Origin of the sequence: Streptomyces sp. V4I8 (genome assembly GCF_041261225.1) — a bacterium.
Classification (GTDB): Bacteria; Actinomycetota; Actinomycetes; order Streptomycetales; family Streptomycetaceae; genus Streptomyces.
Map to the genome: position 1 here is coordinate 9,783,996 of NZ_JBGCCN010000001.1, position 17,246 is coordinate 9,801,241.

11 protein-coding genes and 1 riboswitch are annotated in these 17,246 nt (G+C 71.9%); of the genes, 4 read left to right on the plus strand and 7 right to left on the minus strand.

Going from position 1 to position 17,246, the window contains the following annotated elements:
* Positions 1-100 precede the first annotated feature (100 nt).
* Positions 101-1,240 carry a cobalt-precorrin-5B (C(1))-methyltransferase gene (locus ABIE67_RS44450; protein ID WP_370267337.1) on the minus strand — a complete coding sequence of 380 codons (1,140 nt, stop codon included), beginning with the start codon at positions 1,238-1,240 and terminating at the stop codon, positions 101-103.
* Between the two features lie 30 nt (positions 1,241-1,270).
* Between ABIE67_RS44450 and ABIE67_RS44455 the strand changes: the two genes are divergently transcribed.
* Both ABIE67_RS44455 and ABIE67_RS44460 read left to right on the plus strand, forming a co-directional pair.
* Positions 1,271-2,032: a cobalt-precorrin-6A reductase gene (locus tag ABIE67_RS44455; protein WP_370267342.1), complete on the plus strand. Its 762-nt coding sequence runs from the start codon at positions 1,271-1,273 to the stop codon at positions 2,030-2,032.
* 113 nt (positions 2,033-2,145) lie between these two features.
* Complete coding sequence (locus ABIE67_RS44460) at positions 2,146-3,261, plus strand: HoxN/HupN/NixA family nickel/cobalt transporter (RefSeq protein WP_370269562.1); 1,116 nt, start codon at positions 2,146-2,148, stop codon at positions 3,259-3,261.
* A gap of 11 nt (positions 3,262-3,272) precedes the next feature.
* Here the strand turns inward: ABIE67_RS44460 and ABIE67_RS44465 are convergent, their stop codons facing one another.
* The 3 genes from ABIE67_RS44465 to ABIE67_RS44475 are packed head-to-tail and all read right to left on the minus strand — an operon-like array spanning position 3,273 to position 6,659.
* On the minus strand, positions 3,273-4,760 hold the full coding sequence (locus tag ABIE67_RS44465) for a precorrin-2 C(20)-methyltransferase (RefSeq protein ID WP_370267344.1): 1,488 nt from the start codon (positions 4,758-4,760) through the stop codon (positions 3,273-3,275).
* Positions 4,757-5,401 (minus strand): precorrin-8X methylmutase, encoded by a 645-nt coding sequence (locus ABIE67_RS44470; RefSeq protein ID WP_370267346.1) that lies wholly within the window; start codon positions 5,399-5,401, stop codon positions 4,757-4,759. Before ABIE67_RS44470 ends, ABIE67_RS44465 begins: the two co-directional genes overlap by 4 nt.
* Positions 5,391-6,659, minus strand: coding sequence for a cobalamin biosynthesis protein CobG (locus ABIE67_RS44475; RefSeq protein WP_370267348.1), 1,269 nt, complete (start codon positions 6,657-6,659; stop codon positions 5,391-5,393). Before ABIE67_RS44475 ends, ABIE67_RS44470 begins: the two co-directional genes overlap by 11 nt.
* An 81-nt stretch (positions 6,660-6,740) precedes the next feature.
* Positions 6,741-6,886: riboswitch (cobalamin riboswitch) on the plus strand.
* A gap of 30 nt (positions 6,887-6,916) precedes the next feature.
* Between ABIE67_RS44475 and cobN the strand changes: the two genes are divergently transcribed.
* Positions 6,917-10,504 (plus strand): cobaltochelatase subunit CobN, encoded by a 3,588-nt coding sequence (gene cobN, locus ABIE67_RS44480; RefSeq protein WP_370267350.1) that lies wholly within the window; start codon positions 6,917-6,919, stop codon positions 10,502-10,504.
* 83 nt (positions 10,505-10,587) lie between these two features.
* On the opposite strand, the gene ABIE67_RS44485 is transcribed toward cobN, so the two are convergent.
* Positions 10,588-12,243, minus strand: a complete 1,656-nt coding sequence (locus ABIE67_RS44485) for a cytosine permease (protein WP_370267353.1) — start codon at positions 12,241-12,243, stop codon at positions 10,588-10,590.
* Between the two features lie 310 nt (positions 12,244-12,553).
* Between ABIE67_RS44485 and ABIE67_RS44490 the strand changes: the two genes are divergently transcribed.
* The gene (locus ABIE67_RS44490; RefSeq protein ID WP_370267355.1) at positions 12,554-14,242 is read left to right on the plus strand and encodes a dolichyl-phosphate-mannose--protein mannosyltransferase; all 1,689 of its coding nucleotides are present in this window, start codon (positions 12,554-12,556) and stop codon (positions 14,240-14,242) included.
* Positions 14,243-14,265: 23 nt separating this feature from the next.
* Here ABIE67_RS44490 and ABIE67_RS44495 read toward each other — a convergent pair whose 3' ends face one another.
* Both ABIE67_RS44495 and ABIE67_RS44500 read right to left on the minus strand, forming a co-directional pair.
* A complete protein-coding gene (locus ABIE67_RS44495; RefSeq protein ID WP_370267357.1) occupies positions 14,266-15,795 on the minus strand; it encodes an aldehyde dehydrogenase family protein in 1,530 nt (509 codons plus the stop codon).
* Between the two features lie 11 nt (positions 15,796-15,806).
* A complete protein-coding gene (locus ABIE67_RS44500) occupies positions 15,807-17,228 on the minus strand; it encodes a 2-oxoadipate dioxygenase/decarboxylase family protein (RefSeq protein WP_370267361.1) in 1,422 nt (473 codons plus the stop codon).
* Positions 17,229-17,246 lie beyond the last annotated feature (18 nt).

Genomic DNA, 17,246 nt, shown 5'->3' on the forward strand with positions numbered 1-17,246 from the left:
CCCCGCGCGCCTTGGGGCGTTGCCGAACCGCCATCGACTTCCCCAGGTCTGCCTGGCGGGTGACCGGACACCGCGCACCCGCCGGCGCCCGGCGTTGTGTTCAAGGCCGCGCGACAGGAGGTCCGTCCACCGAGCTGCGGCCCACGATCGTTCCCGCGCGGTCGATGCAGATCACGTCGACCGCGACGGGCGCGCCCCGCAGCACGGCCAGGGCCTCGTCGCGGGCGGTGACCGCCACCAGATCGCCGAGCGGGACCCCGGCCGCCGCGCACAACTGGAGTGCGGCCAGCCCGGTGTTGGCGTTCGCGACCTCGGCGGCCAGCGCCGCGTCCGCGCCGCCGCGCCGGACCAGCTCGGCCAGGAAGCCCTTGTCGACCTGGGAGCGGGCGGAGTGCAGATCCAGATGGCCGGCCGCCAGCTTGGACAGTTTGGCGAAGCCCCCGCAGATCGTGAGGCGGTCGACGGGGTGGCGGCGTACGTACTTCAGGACCGCGCCCGCGAAGTCGCCCATGTCGAGCAGGGCGTCCTCGGGGAGGTCGTACGCGGCGACGACCGTCTTCTCCGAGGTGGAGCCGGTGCAGCCGGCCACGTGGGTGCGCCCGGCCGCCCGCGCCACGTCCACCCCGCGCCGGATGGAGTCGATCCACGCCGAGCAGGAGTACGGGACCACGATGCCCGTGGTGCCGAGGATGGAGAGGCCGCCGAGGATGCCCAGGCGGGGGTTCCAGGTGGAGCGGGCGATCTCCTCGCCGTGGTCCACGGAGACGGTGATCTCGACATCGCCGCTGCCGCCGTACCGCTGCGCGACCAGGGCGACGTGGTCGCGCATCAGCTGCCGCGGCACGGGGTTGACGGCCGGTTCGCCGACGGGCAGCGGCAGGCCGGGCCGGGTGACCGTCCCCACACCGGGACCCGCCTTGAAGACGACCCCGGCCCCCGCGGGCAGCAGCCGCACCGTCGCCCGGATCAGCGCGCCATGGGTGACATCCGGGTCGTCTCCCGCGTCCTTCACGATCCCTGCCATGGCGTACGCGTCATCGAGTTCCTCGGCCGCCAGGGCGAAGGCCGGCGTCTGCCCCTTGGGCAGCGTGATCGTCACCGGGTCGGGAAACTCCCCGGTCAGCAGCGCGGTGTACGCGGCTGTCGTCGCCGCCGTCGCGCAGGCGCCGGTGGTCCATCCGTGCCGTAGACCGGTGTGCTTGAGTTGGGCGCTGCGGCCGCCCTTGGCCTCGCTCGTCATGCCTCACTCTTCGGAAGGGAACCGGACTTCGTGCACGTACTGATTCTGGGCGGGACCACCGAGGCCCGTCGCCTCGCCGAGCTGCTGGCGGCCGACCCCGCGTCCGGGCTGCGCGTCACGAACTCGCTGGCCGGACGGGTGGCCGCGCCCCGGCTGCCGCCCGGCGAGGTGCGCGTGGGCGGCTTCGGCGGCGCCGACGGGCTGGCCGCGTGGCTGCGTGAGCACGAGGTGGACGCGCTCATCGACGCCACGCACCCTTTCGCCGGGACGATCAGTTTCAACGCGGCGCGGGCCGCCGCCACCGCCCATGTTCCCCTGCTCGCGCTGCGGCGCCCCGGCTGGGTCCCGGTGGCGGGGGACGACTGGCGCGAGGCCGACTCGCTGGAGGAGGCGGCACGACTGCTGCCGGGGCTCGGGCGACGGGTGTTCCTCACCACCGGGCGGATGGGGCTGGCGGCCTTCGCGGACCTCACCGACCTGTGGTTCCTCGTACGGTCCGTGGACGCGCCCGAGCCCCCGCACCCGCCCCGCATGGAGGTGCTGCTCGACCGCGGCCCCTTCACCCTCGACGGGGAGCGCGAACTGCTGCGCCGGCACCGCGTCGACGTGGTCGTGACGAAGGACAGCGGGGGAGCGGCCACCGCGCCGAAACTGCAGGCGGCACGCGAGGCCGGAGTGCCCGTGGTCGTGGTGCGCAGGCCGCCGGTCCCAGGCGGTGTGCGGGTCGTGGCCGAACCGGAGCAGGCGCTGCGGTGGCTGGTCACCCGCACGTCTTTTCCGGCCGCAGGCTGAAACCTGACCCGAGCTTTGCCGCTTCCTGCTGTTACCTGCAATCTATGTGCAGCAAGCTCAAGGGCGTGGCTGAGAAGAACCGAACAACGAGATGGCACCGCGTCCGCACCTCGATGACCCGCAAGGAATGGACGAGCCTTGGCGGGATGGCCGCGTTCATCCTGGCGCTGCACGTCATCGGCTGGTTCACGCTGGTCGCGATCGTGGCCCCGCACCACTACAGCCTGGGCGAGAGGTCGTTCGGCATCGGCATCGGCATCACCGCGTACACGCTGGGCATGCGGCACGCCTTCGACGCCGACCACATCGCCGCCATCGACAACACCACCCGCAAGCTGATGAGCGAGGGGCAGCGGCCGCTGTCGGTCGGCTTCTGGTTCTCCCTCGGCCACTCGACCGTCGTCTTCGTCCTCACCCTGCTGCTCTCCCTGGGCGTGAAGGCACTGGCCGGTCCGGTAGCGAACGACGACTCGCAACTGCACGACATCGCCGGCTGGATCGGCACCACCGTCTCCGGGGCCTTCCTCTACCTCATCGCGATGATCAACCTGGTGATCATGGCCGGTATCTGGAAGGTCTTCCGGCGGATGCGCTCCGGCCACTTCGACGAGGCCGCCCTGGAGGAACAGCTCGACAACCGCGGTTTCATGAACCGCCTCCTCGGCCGCGTCATGAAGTCGATCACCAGGCCCTGGCAGATGTACCCCCTGGGCATGCTGTTCGGCCTCGGCTTCGACACGGCCACGGAGATCGCCCTGCTGGTCCTCGCCGGCTCGGGCGCCGCCTCCGGTCTGCCCTGGTACGCGATCCTGTGCCTGCCGGTCCTGTTCGCGGCCGGCATGTCGCTGCTGGACACCATCGACGGCTCGTTCATGAACTTCGCCTACGGCTGGGCCTTCTCCAAGCCGGTCCGCAAGGTCTACTACAACCTCACCGTCACCGGCCTGTCCGTCGCCGTCGCCCTCATCATCGGCACGGTCGAACTGCTGGGCCTGATCGCCGAGAAGGCGCACCTGCACGGCGCCTTCTGGGACCGGGTCTCCGGACTCGACCTCAACGTCATCGGATACGTCGTCGTCGCACTGTTCTTCGCCACCTGGGCCATCGCCCTGCTGGTGTGGAAGGTCGGCCGGATCGAGGAGAAGTGGACGGCGGGGACGGCGGGGACGGCCCAGGGAACCACCCCCGCCGAACAGGGACCGATCCCCGCCGCGAAGGGAGCCGAGTAGGCGCCCCGGCGTCACGCGTCCGGGTAGCGGCGAGGCGTCCAGACGACATCCTCGCCGTTTCCGCGCCGTACGACCTGCGTCTGCGAGGAACCGACCAGCAGGATCGTGCGCATGTCGACCTCGGCCGGATCGAGTTCGGCCAGCCGCACGATCCGCACCCGCTCCCCGGACCCGCCGACATCCCGCGCGACCACGACCGGCGTCTCCGGCGCCCGGTGCTCAAGGAGCAGCTCACGAGCCTTGGCCACCTGCCAGGTGCGGCTGCGTGAACCGGGGTTGTACAGGGCCAGCACCAGATCCGCCGAGGCCGCCGCCCGCAGCCGCTCGGCGATGACCTCCCAGGGCTTGAGCCGGTCGGAGAGGGAGATGGTCGCGTAGTCGTGGCCGAGCGGGGCGCCCGCGCGGGCGGCGGCCGCGTTGGCGGCGGTCACCCCCGGCAGCACCCGCACGGGGATGTCCGCGTACTCCTCGGCCGACGCGACCTCCAGAACGGCCGTGGCCATCGCGAAGATCCCCGGATCACCCCCGGAGACGACGGCCACGCGCCGCCCCCGCCGGGCCAGTTGCAGCGCGAACTCGGCCCGCTCGGCCTCGACCCGGTTGTCGGAGCCGTGCCGGAGCTGGCCGGGACGGACCGGCACCCGCTCCAGGTAGGTGGTGTAGCCGACCAGATCCTCGGCGGCCGCCAGCGCGCCCCGCGTCTCGGGTGTCAGCCACAGCGGCCCGGCCGGCCCGGTCCCGACCACGACGACCTCACCCAGCTCCCGTACCGGAGGCTCGGCGTCCACCTGGCTCGGCAGCACGGCCACGGAGAAGTACGGCACCGACTCCGGCTCCACATCGGCCAGTTCGGCCAGCCGCTCCCCGCTCATGGTGGCCCGCTCGACGTACCGGGCCTCGCCCAGCCGCCCCGAACTCTCCAGCGCGCTACGGACCTTGGTGAAGGTGCGGCCCAGCTTCATCACCACCGCGGCGTCCGTGGCGGCGAGCCGGGCCGTCAGCTCCTCCTCGGGCAGGGTGCCCGGCAGGATGGTCAGCACCTCCTCGCCCTCCGCGAGCGGGGTGCCCAGACGGGCCGCGGCGGCCGACACGGAGGTGACACCGGGGATGACCTCGGTGTCGTACCGGTCCGCGAGCCGCTTGTGCATGTGCATGTAGGAGCCGTAGAAGAGCGGGTCGCCCTCCGCGAGCACGGCGACCGTCCGGCCGGCGTCGAGGTGCGCGGCGAGCCGGGCGGCGGCCTCGGCGTAGAAGTCGTCGATGGCGCCCTGGTAGCCGCCGGGGTGGTCGGTGGTCTCGGTGGTGACCGGGTAGACCAGCCGCTCCTCGATGTGCCGTTCCTGGATGTGCTTCGCCGCGATCGAACGGGCGATGGACCGCCCGTGCCGCGCACTGTGGTACGCGATCACGTCCGCCTCGGCGATGACCTCCACCGCGCGCACGGTCATCAACGACGGATCGCCGGGTCCCAGCCCGACGCCGTACAGCTTCCCGCTCACTCTTCCTCACTAGCGATCGCGTTGAGCGCGGCGGCGGCGATGGCACTGCCACCGCGCCGGCCACGAACCACCAGGTGCTCAAGGCCCGACGGATGCTCCGCGAGCGCCTCCTTCGACTCGGCGGCCCCCACGAACCCCACCGGCACACCTATGACGGCCGCCGGGCGGGGAGCGCCCTCCTCGATCATCTCCAGGAGCCGGAACAGCGAGGTCGGCGCGTTCCCGACCGCGACCACCGAACCCTCCAGACGCTCCCGCCACAGCTCCATGGCGGCCGCACTGCGCGTGGTGCCCATCTTCGCGGCCAGCTCGGGGACGGCCGGGTCGGACAGGGTGCACAGCACGTCGTTGTCGGCGGGCAGCCGCTTGCGGGTCACGCCGCTGGCCACCATCTGCACATCGGTGAAGATGGGCGCACCGGCACGCAGGGCCTCCCGGGCACGGGCCACGACCCCCGGCGAGTACACGAGGTCGCGCACGAGGTCGACCATCCCGCAGGCGTGGATCATCCGGACCGCGACCTGACTGACGTCGGCGGGCAGGCCCGCGAGGTCCGCCTCCGCGCGGATGGTGGCAAAGGACTGGCGGTAGATGGCCGCACCGTCCTTCTCGTACTCGAACACCGTGCTCCTACAGGTCATGCGTGCGGGCCGCCGCCAGGTCGGCGGCGAGCTTCGATGGGTTGTCGGTCGTCGTCGTGGCGCGAACCCGGCCGCCTCGTACGACGGAGATCCGGTAGCCGCCGTCCGGGGCCGCGACGACGTCCACGTGATCGCCGCGCGGACGACCGCAACGGCGCTCGCAGCCGGACCAGTACGCCGGCAGCCCGCCGCCCGTGGTGAGCGACGCGGCCGCGTCCGTACGGATGTCCGCCCGCGACTTGGCGCAACCGGGCCGTCCGATGCAGGCACCGACGCCGAGCCAGGGGGAGGCCGGGTCCGTGATCAGACCGACGGAGTCTAGGCCGGGGAGCCGGTCGGAGCGCACTGTGGGAAGGATCACTCCACGCCAAGGTGTCAGCCGCAGCTCCCCGGACGCGGTCGCCGTCAGCTCGGTCCACTGGGCGGCGGTGAGGCGGCCCAGCGGGGCGAGAACGGAGAGGCTCGTCGTGCCGTCGGGGCCGGTGATGGTGCCGGGGGAGGGTTCGCTCGCGAGCGGCCGGTCGGCCTCGGCGGGCGCGGCATGCCCGGTCGCCAGACGCCGTACGATCTCGTGCGCCAACTCGTCGGCTGGGACCGGAAGTTCGGCCACCCGCCAGACCTGTCCGGCACTCGCCTCCAGGAACACCTCGGCCGCCAGCAGCGCGGCCCGAGGCGCGTCCCCTGCGCTCAGCACGGCGACGGAGTCGGCGGCCCCGATCCGCAGCCACACGGCCCCGTCCGGTGCCGCCCGCAACGTCACGTCCGCACCGAGCCCGGCCACATCCCCCCGCCCGTCGTCGAGCGCGAACAGGAACCGCCCGGACAGCCGGGCCGCGGCCTCACTCGCGCACAGCAGCTCGTCCAACGCCCGCAGCCACGGCCGTACATCGGCGAACCCGCGCCCGTCCAGACCGGACAGGGGCGAGGCCACCACATTGCGCACGCGCTCGTGCCGCCACGACGGCAGCAGCCCGGCCGCCTCCAGCCGGCTCGCCAACTCCCCGCCGCAGCCGGTCGGCAGACCGCGCAACTGGACGTTGCCCCGCGAGGTCAGATGCAGCTCCCCGTCGCCCAGTTCGAGCGCCGCGCGGCCCAGATCCCGCGCCTGACCGACCTGAAGCACACCCCCGGGAATCCGGATCCGGGCGAGTGCGCCGTCGTCCGCCGTGTGGAGCCTCAGTGCGCCCGGGCATGCGTCGTCCCGGCCCCGTGAGACCCCTGTGGCCTGGGACGACGGACGGATGGACGGCGTGGACATGGCGGCGAGCATACCGACCGCACCGCCGACTGTATGCGGTGCCTCTGTAGGCCGACTCCTCTTCCCACGACCCTTACTATGCTTGTCGGTGGATCATCCGGTCCGCCACCGCCACGACGGCGACAGGGGAGGAAGCCGGTGCGAATCCGGCGCGGTCCCGCCACTGTGAGCCCACCCCGCCAGGGTCGGGTGAGTCAGGAACTCCCGCCGTCAGACACCACCCGGGGCGCGGACACCCCGAGGAAGGCCGACGCCGCATGATCCTTCTGCTGTCGACGTCCGACACCGACCTGCTCAGCGCCCGCGCGGCGAACGGCCCGGTCCCGTACCGCTTCGCCAACCCGGCCAGGCTCCCGCTCGACGACCTGCCCGCGCTCCTCGACGGCGTCGACCTCGTCGTCGTACGCCTCCTCGGTGGTCTGCGCGCCTGGCAGGAGGGCCTCGACCTGCTGCTCGCCGACGGCCGCCCGGTCGTCGTCCTCACCGGCGAACAGGCCCCGGACGCCCAGCTGATGGCCGCCTCCACGGTCCCGGTCGGCATCGCCGCCGAGGCCCACGCCTACCTCGCCCACGGCGGCCCGGCCAACCTGGAGCAGCTCGCCCGCTTCCTGTCGGACACCGTCCTGCTCACCGGCCACGGCTTCGAGGCACCGGCGGCCGCGCCGAGCTGGGGCCCGCTGGAGCGCGAGTCCCGGGCCGACGGCCCGACGATCGCCGTGCTCTACTACCGCGCCCACCACATGAGCGGCAACACGGCGTTCGTGGGCGCCCTGTGCGACGCGATCGAGGAGGCCGGCGGCCGGCCCCTGCCGCTGTACGTCGCTTCCCTGCGGGCCCCCGAGCCCGAGCTGATCGACGAACTGCGCGCCGCCGACGCCATCGTCACCACCGTCCTCGCCGCCGGCGGCACCAAGCCCGCCGAGGCATCCGCCGGCGGCGACGACGAGTCCTGGGACGCGGGCGCCCTCACCTCCCTCGACGTGCCGATCCTCCAGGCCCTGTGCCTGACCGGTTCGCGCACCGCCTGGGAGGAGAACGACGAGGGCGTCTCCCCGCTCGACGCCGCCAGCCAGATCGCCGTACCCGAGTTCGACGGCCGGCTCATCACCGTCCCGTTCTCCTTCAAGGAGATCGACGCGGACGGCCTGCCCGCCTACGTCGCCGACCCCGAGCGTGCGGCCCGCGTCGCCGGAATCGCCGTACGCCATGCGCGCCTTCGCCACATCCCGGCCGCCGACAAGCGCCTGGCCCTGGTCCTGTCCGCCTACCCGACCAAGCACTCCCGGATCGGCAACGCGGTCGGCCTCGACACCCCCGCCAGCGCCGTCGCGCTGCTCAGGCGGCTGCTGGCCGAGGGCTACGACTTCGGCGACACCGACATCCCCGGCCTGGTCTCCGGCGACGGCGACGAACTGATCCGCGCGCTCATCGAGGCCGGCGGCCACGACCAGGACTGGCTCACCGAGGAGCAGTTGGCCCGCAACCCGGTGCGGATCCCGGCGGCCGACTACCGGCGCTGGTTCGCCACGCTGCCGGAGGAGCTGCGGACGGCCGTCGAGGAGCACTGGGGCCCCGCGCCCGGCGAGATGTTCGTCGACCGCAGCCGCAACAAGGAGGGCGACATCGTCCTCGCGGCCCTCCGCTTCGGCAACCTGCTGATCCTCATCCAGCCCCCGCGCGGCTTCGGCGAGAACCCCATCGCCATCTACCACGACCCGGACCTCCCGCCCTCCCACCACTACCTGGCCGCCTACCGCTGGATCGCGGCCCGCGCCGAGGACGGCGGGTTCGGCGCCGACGCGATGGTCCACCTCGGCAAGCACGGCAACCTGGAGTGGCTGCCCGGCAAGAACGCCGGCCTGTCCGCCGCCTGCGGCCCCGACGCCGCCCTCGGCGACCTGCCCCTGATCTACCCCTTCCTGGTCAACGACCCCGGCGAGGGCACCCAGGCCAAGCGCCGCGTCCACGCCACCCTCATCGACCACCTCGTCCCGCCCATGGCCCGCGCCGACTCCTACGGCGACATCGCGCGCCTGGAGCAACTCCTCGACGAGTACGCCCAGATCTCCTCCATGGACCCGGCCAAGCTCCCGGCCATCCGCGCCCAGATCTGGACCCTCATCCAGGCCGCCAAGCTCGACCACGACCTCGGCATGGACGACCGCCCGGACGACGACGGCTTCGACGACTTCCTGCTGCACGTCGACGGCTGGCTGTGCGAGGTCAAGGACGCCCAGATCCGCGACGGCCTGCACGTCCTCGGCGCTCCGCCGCAGGGCGCCGACCGGGTCAACCTCGTCCTCGCCATCCTCCGCGCCCGCCAGATCTGGGGCGGCACCACCGCCCTGCCCGGCCTGCGCGAGGCCCTCGGTCTGGACGAGTCCGCCGCGACCCGTACGACCGCCGACGAGGCGGAGGCGAAGGCCCGCGCCCTGGTCCAGGCGATGGACGACGCGGGCTGGGACCCGGCCGCCGTGCCCACCGAACACGGTGAACAGGTCGCCGCCATCCTGGAGTTCGCCGCCCGCGAGGTCGTCCCCCGCCTCGCCGCGACCACCGCCGAACTCGACCACGCCCTGCACGCGCTGGGCGGTGGCTTCGTCCCCGCCGGCCCCTCCGGCTCCCCCCTGCGCGGCCTCGTCAACGTCCTGCCGACCGGCCGAAACTTCTACTCCGTCGACCCCAAGGCCGTCCCGTCCCGCCTCGCCTGGGAGACCGGCCAGGCCCTCGCGGACTCGCTGCTGGAGCGCTACCGCACCGACAACGGCGAGTGGCCCACCTCCGTCGGCCTCTCCCTGTGGGGCACGAGCGCGATGCGCACGGCGGGCGACGACGTCGCCGAGGCCCTCGCCCTGCTCGGCGTCCGCCCGGTCTGGGACGACGCCTCCCGGCGCGTGACGGGCCTGGAGGCCATCCCCCACGAGGAGCTGGGCCGCCCGCGCATCGACGTGACCCTGCGCATCTCGGGCTTCTTCCGGGACGCCTTCCCGCACACGATCGGCCTGCTCGACGACGCCGTACGCCTGGCCGCGTCGCTGGACGAACCGGCCGAGGTCAACCACGTACGCGCCCACGTCCAGGCCGACCTGGCGGCCCACGGCGACGAACGCCGCGCCACCACCCGCATCTTCGGCTCCCGCCCCGGCACCTATGGCGCCGGACTGCTCCAGCTCATCGACTCCCGCGACTGGCGCACCGACGCCGACCTCGCCGAGGTCTACACGGTCTGGGGCGGCTACGCCTACGGCCGCGAACTCGACGGCCGCCCGGCACGGGACGAGATGGAGACGGCGTACAAGCGGATCGCGGTGGCCGCCAAGAACACGGACACCCGCGAGCACGACATCGCCGACTCCGACGACTACTTCCAGTACCACGGCGGCATGGTGGCCACGGTCCGCGCCCTGCGCGGCACCGCGCCCGAGGCGTACATCGGCGACTCCACCCGGCCCGAGACGGTCCGCACCCGCACGCTCGTCGAGGAGACCTCGCGCGTCTTCCGCGCCCGTGTCGTCAACCCGAAGTGGATCGAGGCGATGCGCCGCCACGGCTACAAGGGCGCCTTCGAACTCGCCGCCACTGTGGACTACCTGTTCGGCTACGACGCCACGACCGGCGTGATCGCCGACTGGATGTACGACAAGCTCACCGAGACCTACGTCCTGGACCCCACCAACCGCGAGTTCCTCCAGGAGGCCAACCCCTGGGCCCTGCACGGCATCGCCGAGCGGCTGCTGGAGGCGGAGTCGCGCGGCATGTGGGAGAAGCCGGACCCGGCGGTGCTGGAGGCGCTGCGGCAGGTGTACCTGGAGACGGAAGGTGACCTGGAGGGCGGCGAGGCATAGCCACCCCTGAGGACACGGTGGAGGGCTCCCGCAGGCATCTGCCCGCGGGAGCCCTCCACCGTGTCCTCAGGGGTGGCGCGTCGTCAGGCTCCGGCGGGTGCGGCCGGCAGGACGTGGTCGCCGACCTTGTCGGTGCTCAGGCACAGGGAACAGACGACGGCTTCGTGCGTCTGGCAGGCGGCCACGTCGGGGCGCTCGAACTCCTGCCGGCACACATGGCAGTCGTAGCTGACGGCGCTGGGGTTACCGTCCTCGTCCAGGATCGGCTCGTCGATGCCGTCGTCGGTGCGGCGCAGGTAGTACTTGCCCTTGGTGACGATCGCCATCAGCGGGGTGAGGACGAAGGCGATCAGGGCGGCGGCGACAGGGGAGTACGGCTGGAGGGTGTCGCCGAGGGCGTGGAAGTACATGGCGATGGAGAGGCCGGAGGCGGCGACGAAGGCCACCACGCCCACGGGGTTGACGGCGTGGAGCATGCCGCGGCGGAACTCGGGCTGGAGCGGGGAGAGCTTCAGCAGGTATTTGTTGACGCCGATGTCGGTGGCGACCGTGACGACCCAGGCGATGGCGCAGTTCGAGTAGAAGCCCAGGATGCTGTTGAGGAAGCTGAACATGTCGGCCTCCATCAGCGCCAGCGCGAAGGCAAGGTTGACCAGGACGAAGACCATCCGGCCCGGGTAGCGTCCGGTGACCCGGGTGAAGGAGTTCGTCCAGGCGAGGGAGCCGGAGTAGGCGTTCGTCACGTTGATCTTGATCTGGCTGATCACGACCAGCGCCACGGCCAGCGGGACGACGATCCAGGACGGCATCATCGCGTCGAAGGCGTGCTTGAACTGCTGGATCGGCTCGGGCGCGGCGGCGGGACCGACCTCGGCGAGGATGTAGACGGCGAGGAACACGCCGATGGCCTGCTTCAGTGCGCCCAGCACCACCCAGCCGGGCCCGGCCATCACCACGGCCGTCCACCAGGCGCGCTTGTTCGCCTCGGTCTTGGGCGGCATGAAGCGCAGGTAGTCGATCTGCTCGCCGATCTGTGCGATCAGGGACAGACACACGCCCGCGCTGAGCAGCACGGCGGCGGTGTTGACGCCGCCCTCCCCGTCGGTGCCCGCGTAGGCGAGGAAGCGGTCGACGGTGCCGGGGTCGGTGGCGACCAGGTAGACCAGCGGGCCGACCATCAGCAGCAGCCAGATCGGCGTCGTCCACACCTGGAGCTTGCTCAGCGCCTTCATGCCGTAGATCACCAGCGGGATCACCATGAGCGTGGACACCAGGTAGCCCAGCCACAGCGGCAGTCCGAGGCCCAGCTTCAGGCCCTGGGCCATGATCGAGCCTTCGAGGGCGAAGAAGATGAAGGTGAAGCTGGCGAAGATGACACTCGTGAGGACCGAACCGAAGTAACCGAAGCCGGAACCGCGGGTGATGAGGTCCAGGTCGATGTTGTAGCGGGCCCCGTAGTAGGCCAGCGGGAAGCCCGTCACGAAGATGACTACGGCCGCGACGGCGATGGCGAGGAGCGCGTTGCCGGTGCCGTGGGCCAGGCCGATGCCGGCGCCGATGGAGAAGTCGGCCATGTAGGCGATGCCGCCGAGCGCGGTCGTCGCGACCACCATCGGGGTCCAGCGCCGGTAACTGCGCGGCGCGAAGCGGAGGGTGTAGTCCTCCAGAGTCTCCTTGACCGCCTGGTCGGCGGATGGTGTCGGGTCTGCCTTTGCCGACCGTGACTCTGTGGTGCTCATGTCACGCCTCTCGGTGGCGCTCGGTTCGGGTGGTGGGGGATGCGTGGGAGTCCCGCTCGGCGTCGTCGGCAGGACGGGGAGCCGACGGATCGTGATGAGTCGTCAGGGGCCGTGTATACGACTTCGATCCCACGGGCCGTCACGCTAGAAAGCGGTTGTTTCCGACCGGTCCGACTGCTGTGAACGCGAAGTTTCCGGAACCTCACGGGTGCGCTCGTGGCCGACGGCCGCCAGTCGCGCCCGTGGAGGAGAGAGCGGAGCGGCACCGGTCGACGTCATCCGATCAACGTCGTCCGATTAAGGTCGTCCGATGACGAGTAGCAGCGTGTCGCGTGCCCACGTCCTCGACGGCACCCCTGCGACAACGGCACCCGACAACTGGCCAGCACGTCTGCGCCTGTTCGGATACGCCGGACGCCCCCGGACCGACACCCGCGAACGTCTCGTCCCGCCCTTTCCCCGGCCCGCACGGGCACATGGGATCGCGCGGGCGATGGCCTGGCTGGGGCCCCTGCTCGTGGCCCTACTGGCCGGAGCGATCCGCTTCTGGCACCTCGGCCGCCCGCGGAACCTCGTCTTCGACGAGACCTACTACGCGAAGGACGCCTGGTCCCTGCTGCGGTTCGGCTACGAGGGCACCTGGCCGGACCGTAAGATCGCCGACCCGCGGATACTCGCGGACCCTCAGGTCATCCCGCTCTCCGACACCGGGGCCTTCGTCGCGCACCCGCCGATGGGGAAGTGGGTGGTCGCCGTCGGCGAGTGGGCGTTCGGCCTCACCCCGTTCGGCTGGCGCTTCATGGCGGCGGTCCTGGGCACGCTGTCGGTCCTGATGCTGTGCCGAATAGGCCGCCGCCTGTTCCGCTCGACGGCGCTGGGCTGCCTGGCCGGCACGCTGATGGCGCTGGACGGTCTGCACTACGTGATGAGCCGTACGGCGCTGCTGGACCTCGTCGTCATGTTCTTCGTACTGGCGGCGTTCGGAAGCCTGCTGATCGACCGGGACCACGCACGGGCCCGGCTCGCGGCAGCCCTGCCGGTCGGCGAGGACGGCCGTGCCCGCCCGGACGGGCACATCGGCGACCGGGCCGGGACGGGAGCGCGCCCATGGCGGCTCGCCGCCGGCCTCTTCCTGGGACTCGCGGCCGCGACCAAATGGAACGGCCTGTACTTCCTGGCCTTCTTCATGGTCCTGACCCTGCTGTGGGACGTCGGCTCCCGTCGCGTGGCCGGCGCGCGACGCCCCTACCGGGCGGTGCTGCGCAAGGACCTCGGCTGGTCGGTGCTGTCCCTCCTCCCGGTCGCGGTGCTGACCTACCTGGTGACGTGGACCGGCTGGTTCCTGTCCGACAACGGATACGCACGCCTCTGGGCCGACGGCCGCGGCGGCACCTGGTCATGGATCCCCGCCCCGCTCCGCAGCCTGTGGCACTACGAGTACGGCGTCTACCAGTTCAACGTGGGCCTGCACAGCTTCCACAAGTACGAGTCCAACCCCTGGAGCTGGCTGGTCCTCGGCCGCCCGGTGCTGTTCGACTACGAGTCGGTGCCCCCAGGGCGGGACGGCTGCGGCACGACGGCCGACTGCTCGCAGGCCATCCTCGCGCTGGGGACACCGCTCCTGTGGTGGTCGGCATGCTGCGCGCTGCTCTATCTGCTCTACCGATGGGCACTGCGCCGCGACTGGCGCGCCGGCGCGGTCCTGTGCGCGGTGGGTGCCGGCTATCTGCCCTGGTTCCTGTACCAGGACCGCACGATCTTCTCCTTCTACGCGGTCGTCTTCGTGCCGTACCTGTGCCTGGCCGTGGCGATGATGCTGGGCGCGCTGCTGGGTCCGCCGGGGGCGGGCGAGAGACGCCGGATGTGGGGTGCGGTGCCGACCGGCGCGCTGGTGCTGCTCATCGCCTGGAACTTCATCTACTTCTTCCCGGTCTACACCGGGCAGACGATCCCGTACGCCGACTGGCACGCCAGGATGTGGTTCGACACGTGGATCTGAACCGGGTGCGTGTCGCGCCGGCGTCAGAGGAAGCTGACCCCCTGGGCGAGGGCGAGTTCGCTGGAGTAGTTGATGGTGTTGGTGGCCGAGCGCATGTAGGACTTCCAGGCGTCCGAGCCGGACTCGCGGCCGCCGCCGGTGTCCTTCTCACCGCCGAACGCGCCGCCGATCTCGGCGCCCGAGGTACCGATGTTGACGTTGGCGATGCCGCAGTCGGAGCCGGCGGCGGACAGGAAGATCTCCGCTTCCCGCTGGTCGCGCGTGAAGATGCTGGAGGACAGGCCCTGGGGGACGTCGTTGTGCAGGGCGATGGCCTCGTCGAGGGTGTCGTAGGTGAGGACGTAGAGGAGGGGAGCGAAGGTCTCCTCCCGTACGACGTCGGTCTGTTCGTCGACACGAACGAGGACCGGCTCGGCGTACACGGCGGCGGGCGCGGCCTCGGCCAGCCGCCGGTTGCCGCCGGCCAGGACCTTGCCGCCCTGTGCCTGGACGCGCGTGACGGCCTTCTGCATCGCGTCGAAAGCCGTGGCGGAGATGAGCGGGCCGACCAGGGTCTTCTCGTCGAACGGGCTGCCGATGGGGAGCTTGCGGTAGGCGCCGGTCAGCCGCTCGACGAGCGTGTCGGCGATGTCGCGGTGGACGATGAGGCGGCGCAGGGTCGTGCAGCGCTGCCCCGCCGTGCCGGCCGCGGCGAAGACGATGCCCTGGACGGCGAGGTCCAGATCGGCGGACGGGGCGACGATCGCGGCGTTGTTGCCGCCGAGTTCGAGCAGGCTGCGGCCGAAGCGCGCGGCGACCCGGGGGCCGACCTCGCGGCCCATACGGGTCGAGCCGGTGGCGCTGACCAGGGCGACGCGCGGGTCGTCGACCAGCTTCTCGCCCACCACGCGGTCGCCGAGCAGCAGGCGGTGCACATCGCGGGGCGCTCCGACCTCGTCGGCGGCCCGGGCGAGCAGGTGGTCGCAGGCCAGGGAGATCAGCGGGGTGAGCTCGGAGGGCTTCCAGATCACGGTGTCGCCGCAGACGAGGGCGACCGCGGTGTTCCACGACCACACGGCGGCGGGGAAGTTGAAGGCGGAGATGACACCGACCACACCGAGGGGGTGCCAGGTCTCGGCCAGTCGGTGGCCGGGGCGTTCGGAGGCGATCGTACGGCCGTACAGCTGACGGGACAGACCGACCGCGAAGTCGCAGATGTCGATCATCTCCTGGATCTCGCCGAGCGCCTCGGAGCGGATCTTGCCCGCCTCGATGGTGACGAGGTCCGCCAGCTCGCCCTTGTGCGCGCGCAGCAACTCGCCGAGCCGGCGTACGAGTTCACCGCGGCGTGGGGCGGGCGTGGTGCGCCAGGTCAGGAAGGCCGCACGCGTGGCCGCGATCGCCTCTTCCACGTCGGCCTCCGTGGCGGCCTTCAGCCCGAACAGGTCCTCGCCGGTGATGGGGGTGCGGGCCTGGAGGCCGCCGCCCTCGGGGAGGCCCGCTCCGATGTGCTCCAGGGCCGTGCGGGCGCGGGCGCGCAGCTCGTCGGTCGTGGGCAGGGTGCTGCCGGTCATGATGCTCCTTGTCAGGTGGCGGAGTCGAGGGGGTTGAGGGGGGTGAAGGGGGCGCGGCCGAGCTGCGCGCTCACCTGCGCGAGGGATGCGTTGCGCTGCTCCGCGTAGAGCGCGTAGGGGTCCAGCACCTCGCGTCCGATGGCGCCGGACAGCCAGGCCGCGTCGTAGGCGGTGCCTTCCTGGTCGTTGTCGCGGGTGCCCTCGCCGCTCAGGTTGGACTGGAAGATCCCGGCGGCGGAGCGGGGCAGGAAGTCCTCGTAGACGATGGGCTCGGCCTGTACCCAGCCCTGCCGCACCAGGTCGCCGACGCCGGCCGGCGGCCCGCTCCCGTCGCGGGGCCGGTCGTCCGCGAGCCGGTAGGTGAAGTACGCCAGCCCCTGCGCGGCGAGTTCTTCCTCGCTGCCGGGCATGTGCCGCTCCCACACGCCGCGCGCGATGTCGCCGCGGCTCTCGGCGGGATGGAGGGACATCTGCTCGTCGATACGGCCGAGGAGTTGGTCGTAGAGGGCGCGGCCCTGGCGGGTGAGGGCGATGCCGCGGGCCTCGACCTCGCCGAAGCGGACCCGCAGGGTGCCGCTCTGGACGCTGCCGTCCGCGAGACGCATCGCGCGCGGCTCGGCCAGCGCCCGGAAGGAGGTCTGCCGCAGCAGGACGTCCGGGCCCTTCCAGGCCGGCGGGCCCTGGATGGTGTCGATCATCTCGATGCCGCGGTCCGTCATACGGCGGTACAGCTCGTCGATGTCCAGGACGCGCGGGGTGAGGTGGTTGATGTGGGTGCTGCGGACGCCGCCGATGTCCGCGGCGACGGCGGAGATCCGCTCCAGCGTCTCGTACCAGGCCCTGTCGACCGGCTCGCTCGACAACTCGAAGGCGCCGACGGCCAGATGGAGGAATCGCTCGGCGTCCTCCTCGGGCAGCTCCCGGTCGGCCTCCGCGCGGTCGGCCAGAGTCAGCAGCTCCGGGGGGAACAGCTCACGCGCGGCGAGGAAGGCCTCCAGACGTGCGCGCAGGCCGGCGTCGAAGAAGCGGGGGTCGGCCGGGGTGAGCATGGAGGTGAACACCCGGAAGGGATTGCGGGCCAGTTCCTCGCCGTCGACCGGACGGAACGCCGTGGAGACGACGGGGACCGCGCTGGCGGCCGCCTCCCGCAGGTCGTAGAAGCCCACCGGGTGCATGCCGAGAGCGGCGAAGACGCGGCCGACCTGCCGCAGTTCCCGCGGGGTGCCGACCCGGATGGCTCCGTGCCGCTCGGCCGTCACCCGGCTGATGGATCCCAGGCGTTCGGCGTCGGCTCCCCGCTCACCCAGGACGTCCTCGTTGACCTCGCGCGAGACGTCCACGAGCGTGGTGTAGGCGGGCACCTCCTGCCCGTACATCCGCGACAGCCGCGCTGCGAACGCGGCCCGCAGCCGCCACTGACTGATCGTCGACATGGATCGGCCTTTCTACGG

Coding starts and splice junctions, on each gene's coding strand:
- ABIE67_RS44450 (WP_370267337.1), bottom strand. CDS start 1,240: ATGACGAGCGAGGCCAAGGGCGGCCGCAGCGCCCAACTCAAGCACACC.
- ABIE67_RS44460 (WP_370269562.1), top strand. CDS start 2,146: ATGACCCGCAAGGAATGGACGAGCCTTGGCGGGATGGCCGCGTTCATC.
- ABIE67_RS44470 (WP_370267346.1), bottom strand. CDS start 5,401: ATGACCTGTAGGAGCACGGTGTTCGAGTACGAGAAGGACGGTGCGGCC.
- ABIE67_RS44475 (WP_370267348.1), bottom strand. CDS start 6,659: ATGTCCACGCCGTCCATCCGTCCGTCGTCCCAGGCCACAGGGGTCTCA.
- cobN (WP_370267350.1), top strand. CDS start 6,917: ATGATCCTTCTGCTGTCGACGTCCGACACCGACCTGCTCAGCGCCCGC.
- ABIE67_RS44485 (WP_370267353.1), bottom strand. CDS start 12,243: ATGAGCACCACAGAGTCACGGTCGGCAAAGGCAGACCCGACACCATCC.
- ABIE67_RS44490 (WP_370267355.1), top strand. CDS start 12,554: ATGACGAGTAGCAGCGTGTCGCGTGCCCACGTCCTCGACGGCACCCCT.
- ABIE67_RS44495 (WP_370267357.1), bottom strand. CDS start 15,795: ATGACCGGCAGCACCCTGCCCACGACCGACGAGCTGCGCGCCCGCGCC.
- ABIE67_RS44500 (WP_370267361.1), bottom strand. CDS start 17,228: ATGTCGACGATCAGTCAGTGGCGGCTGCGGGCCGCGTTCGCAGCGCGG.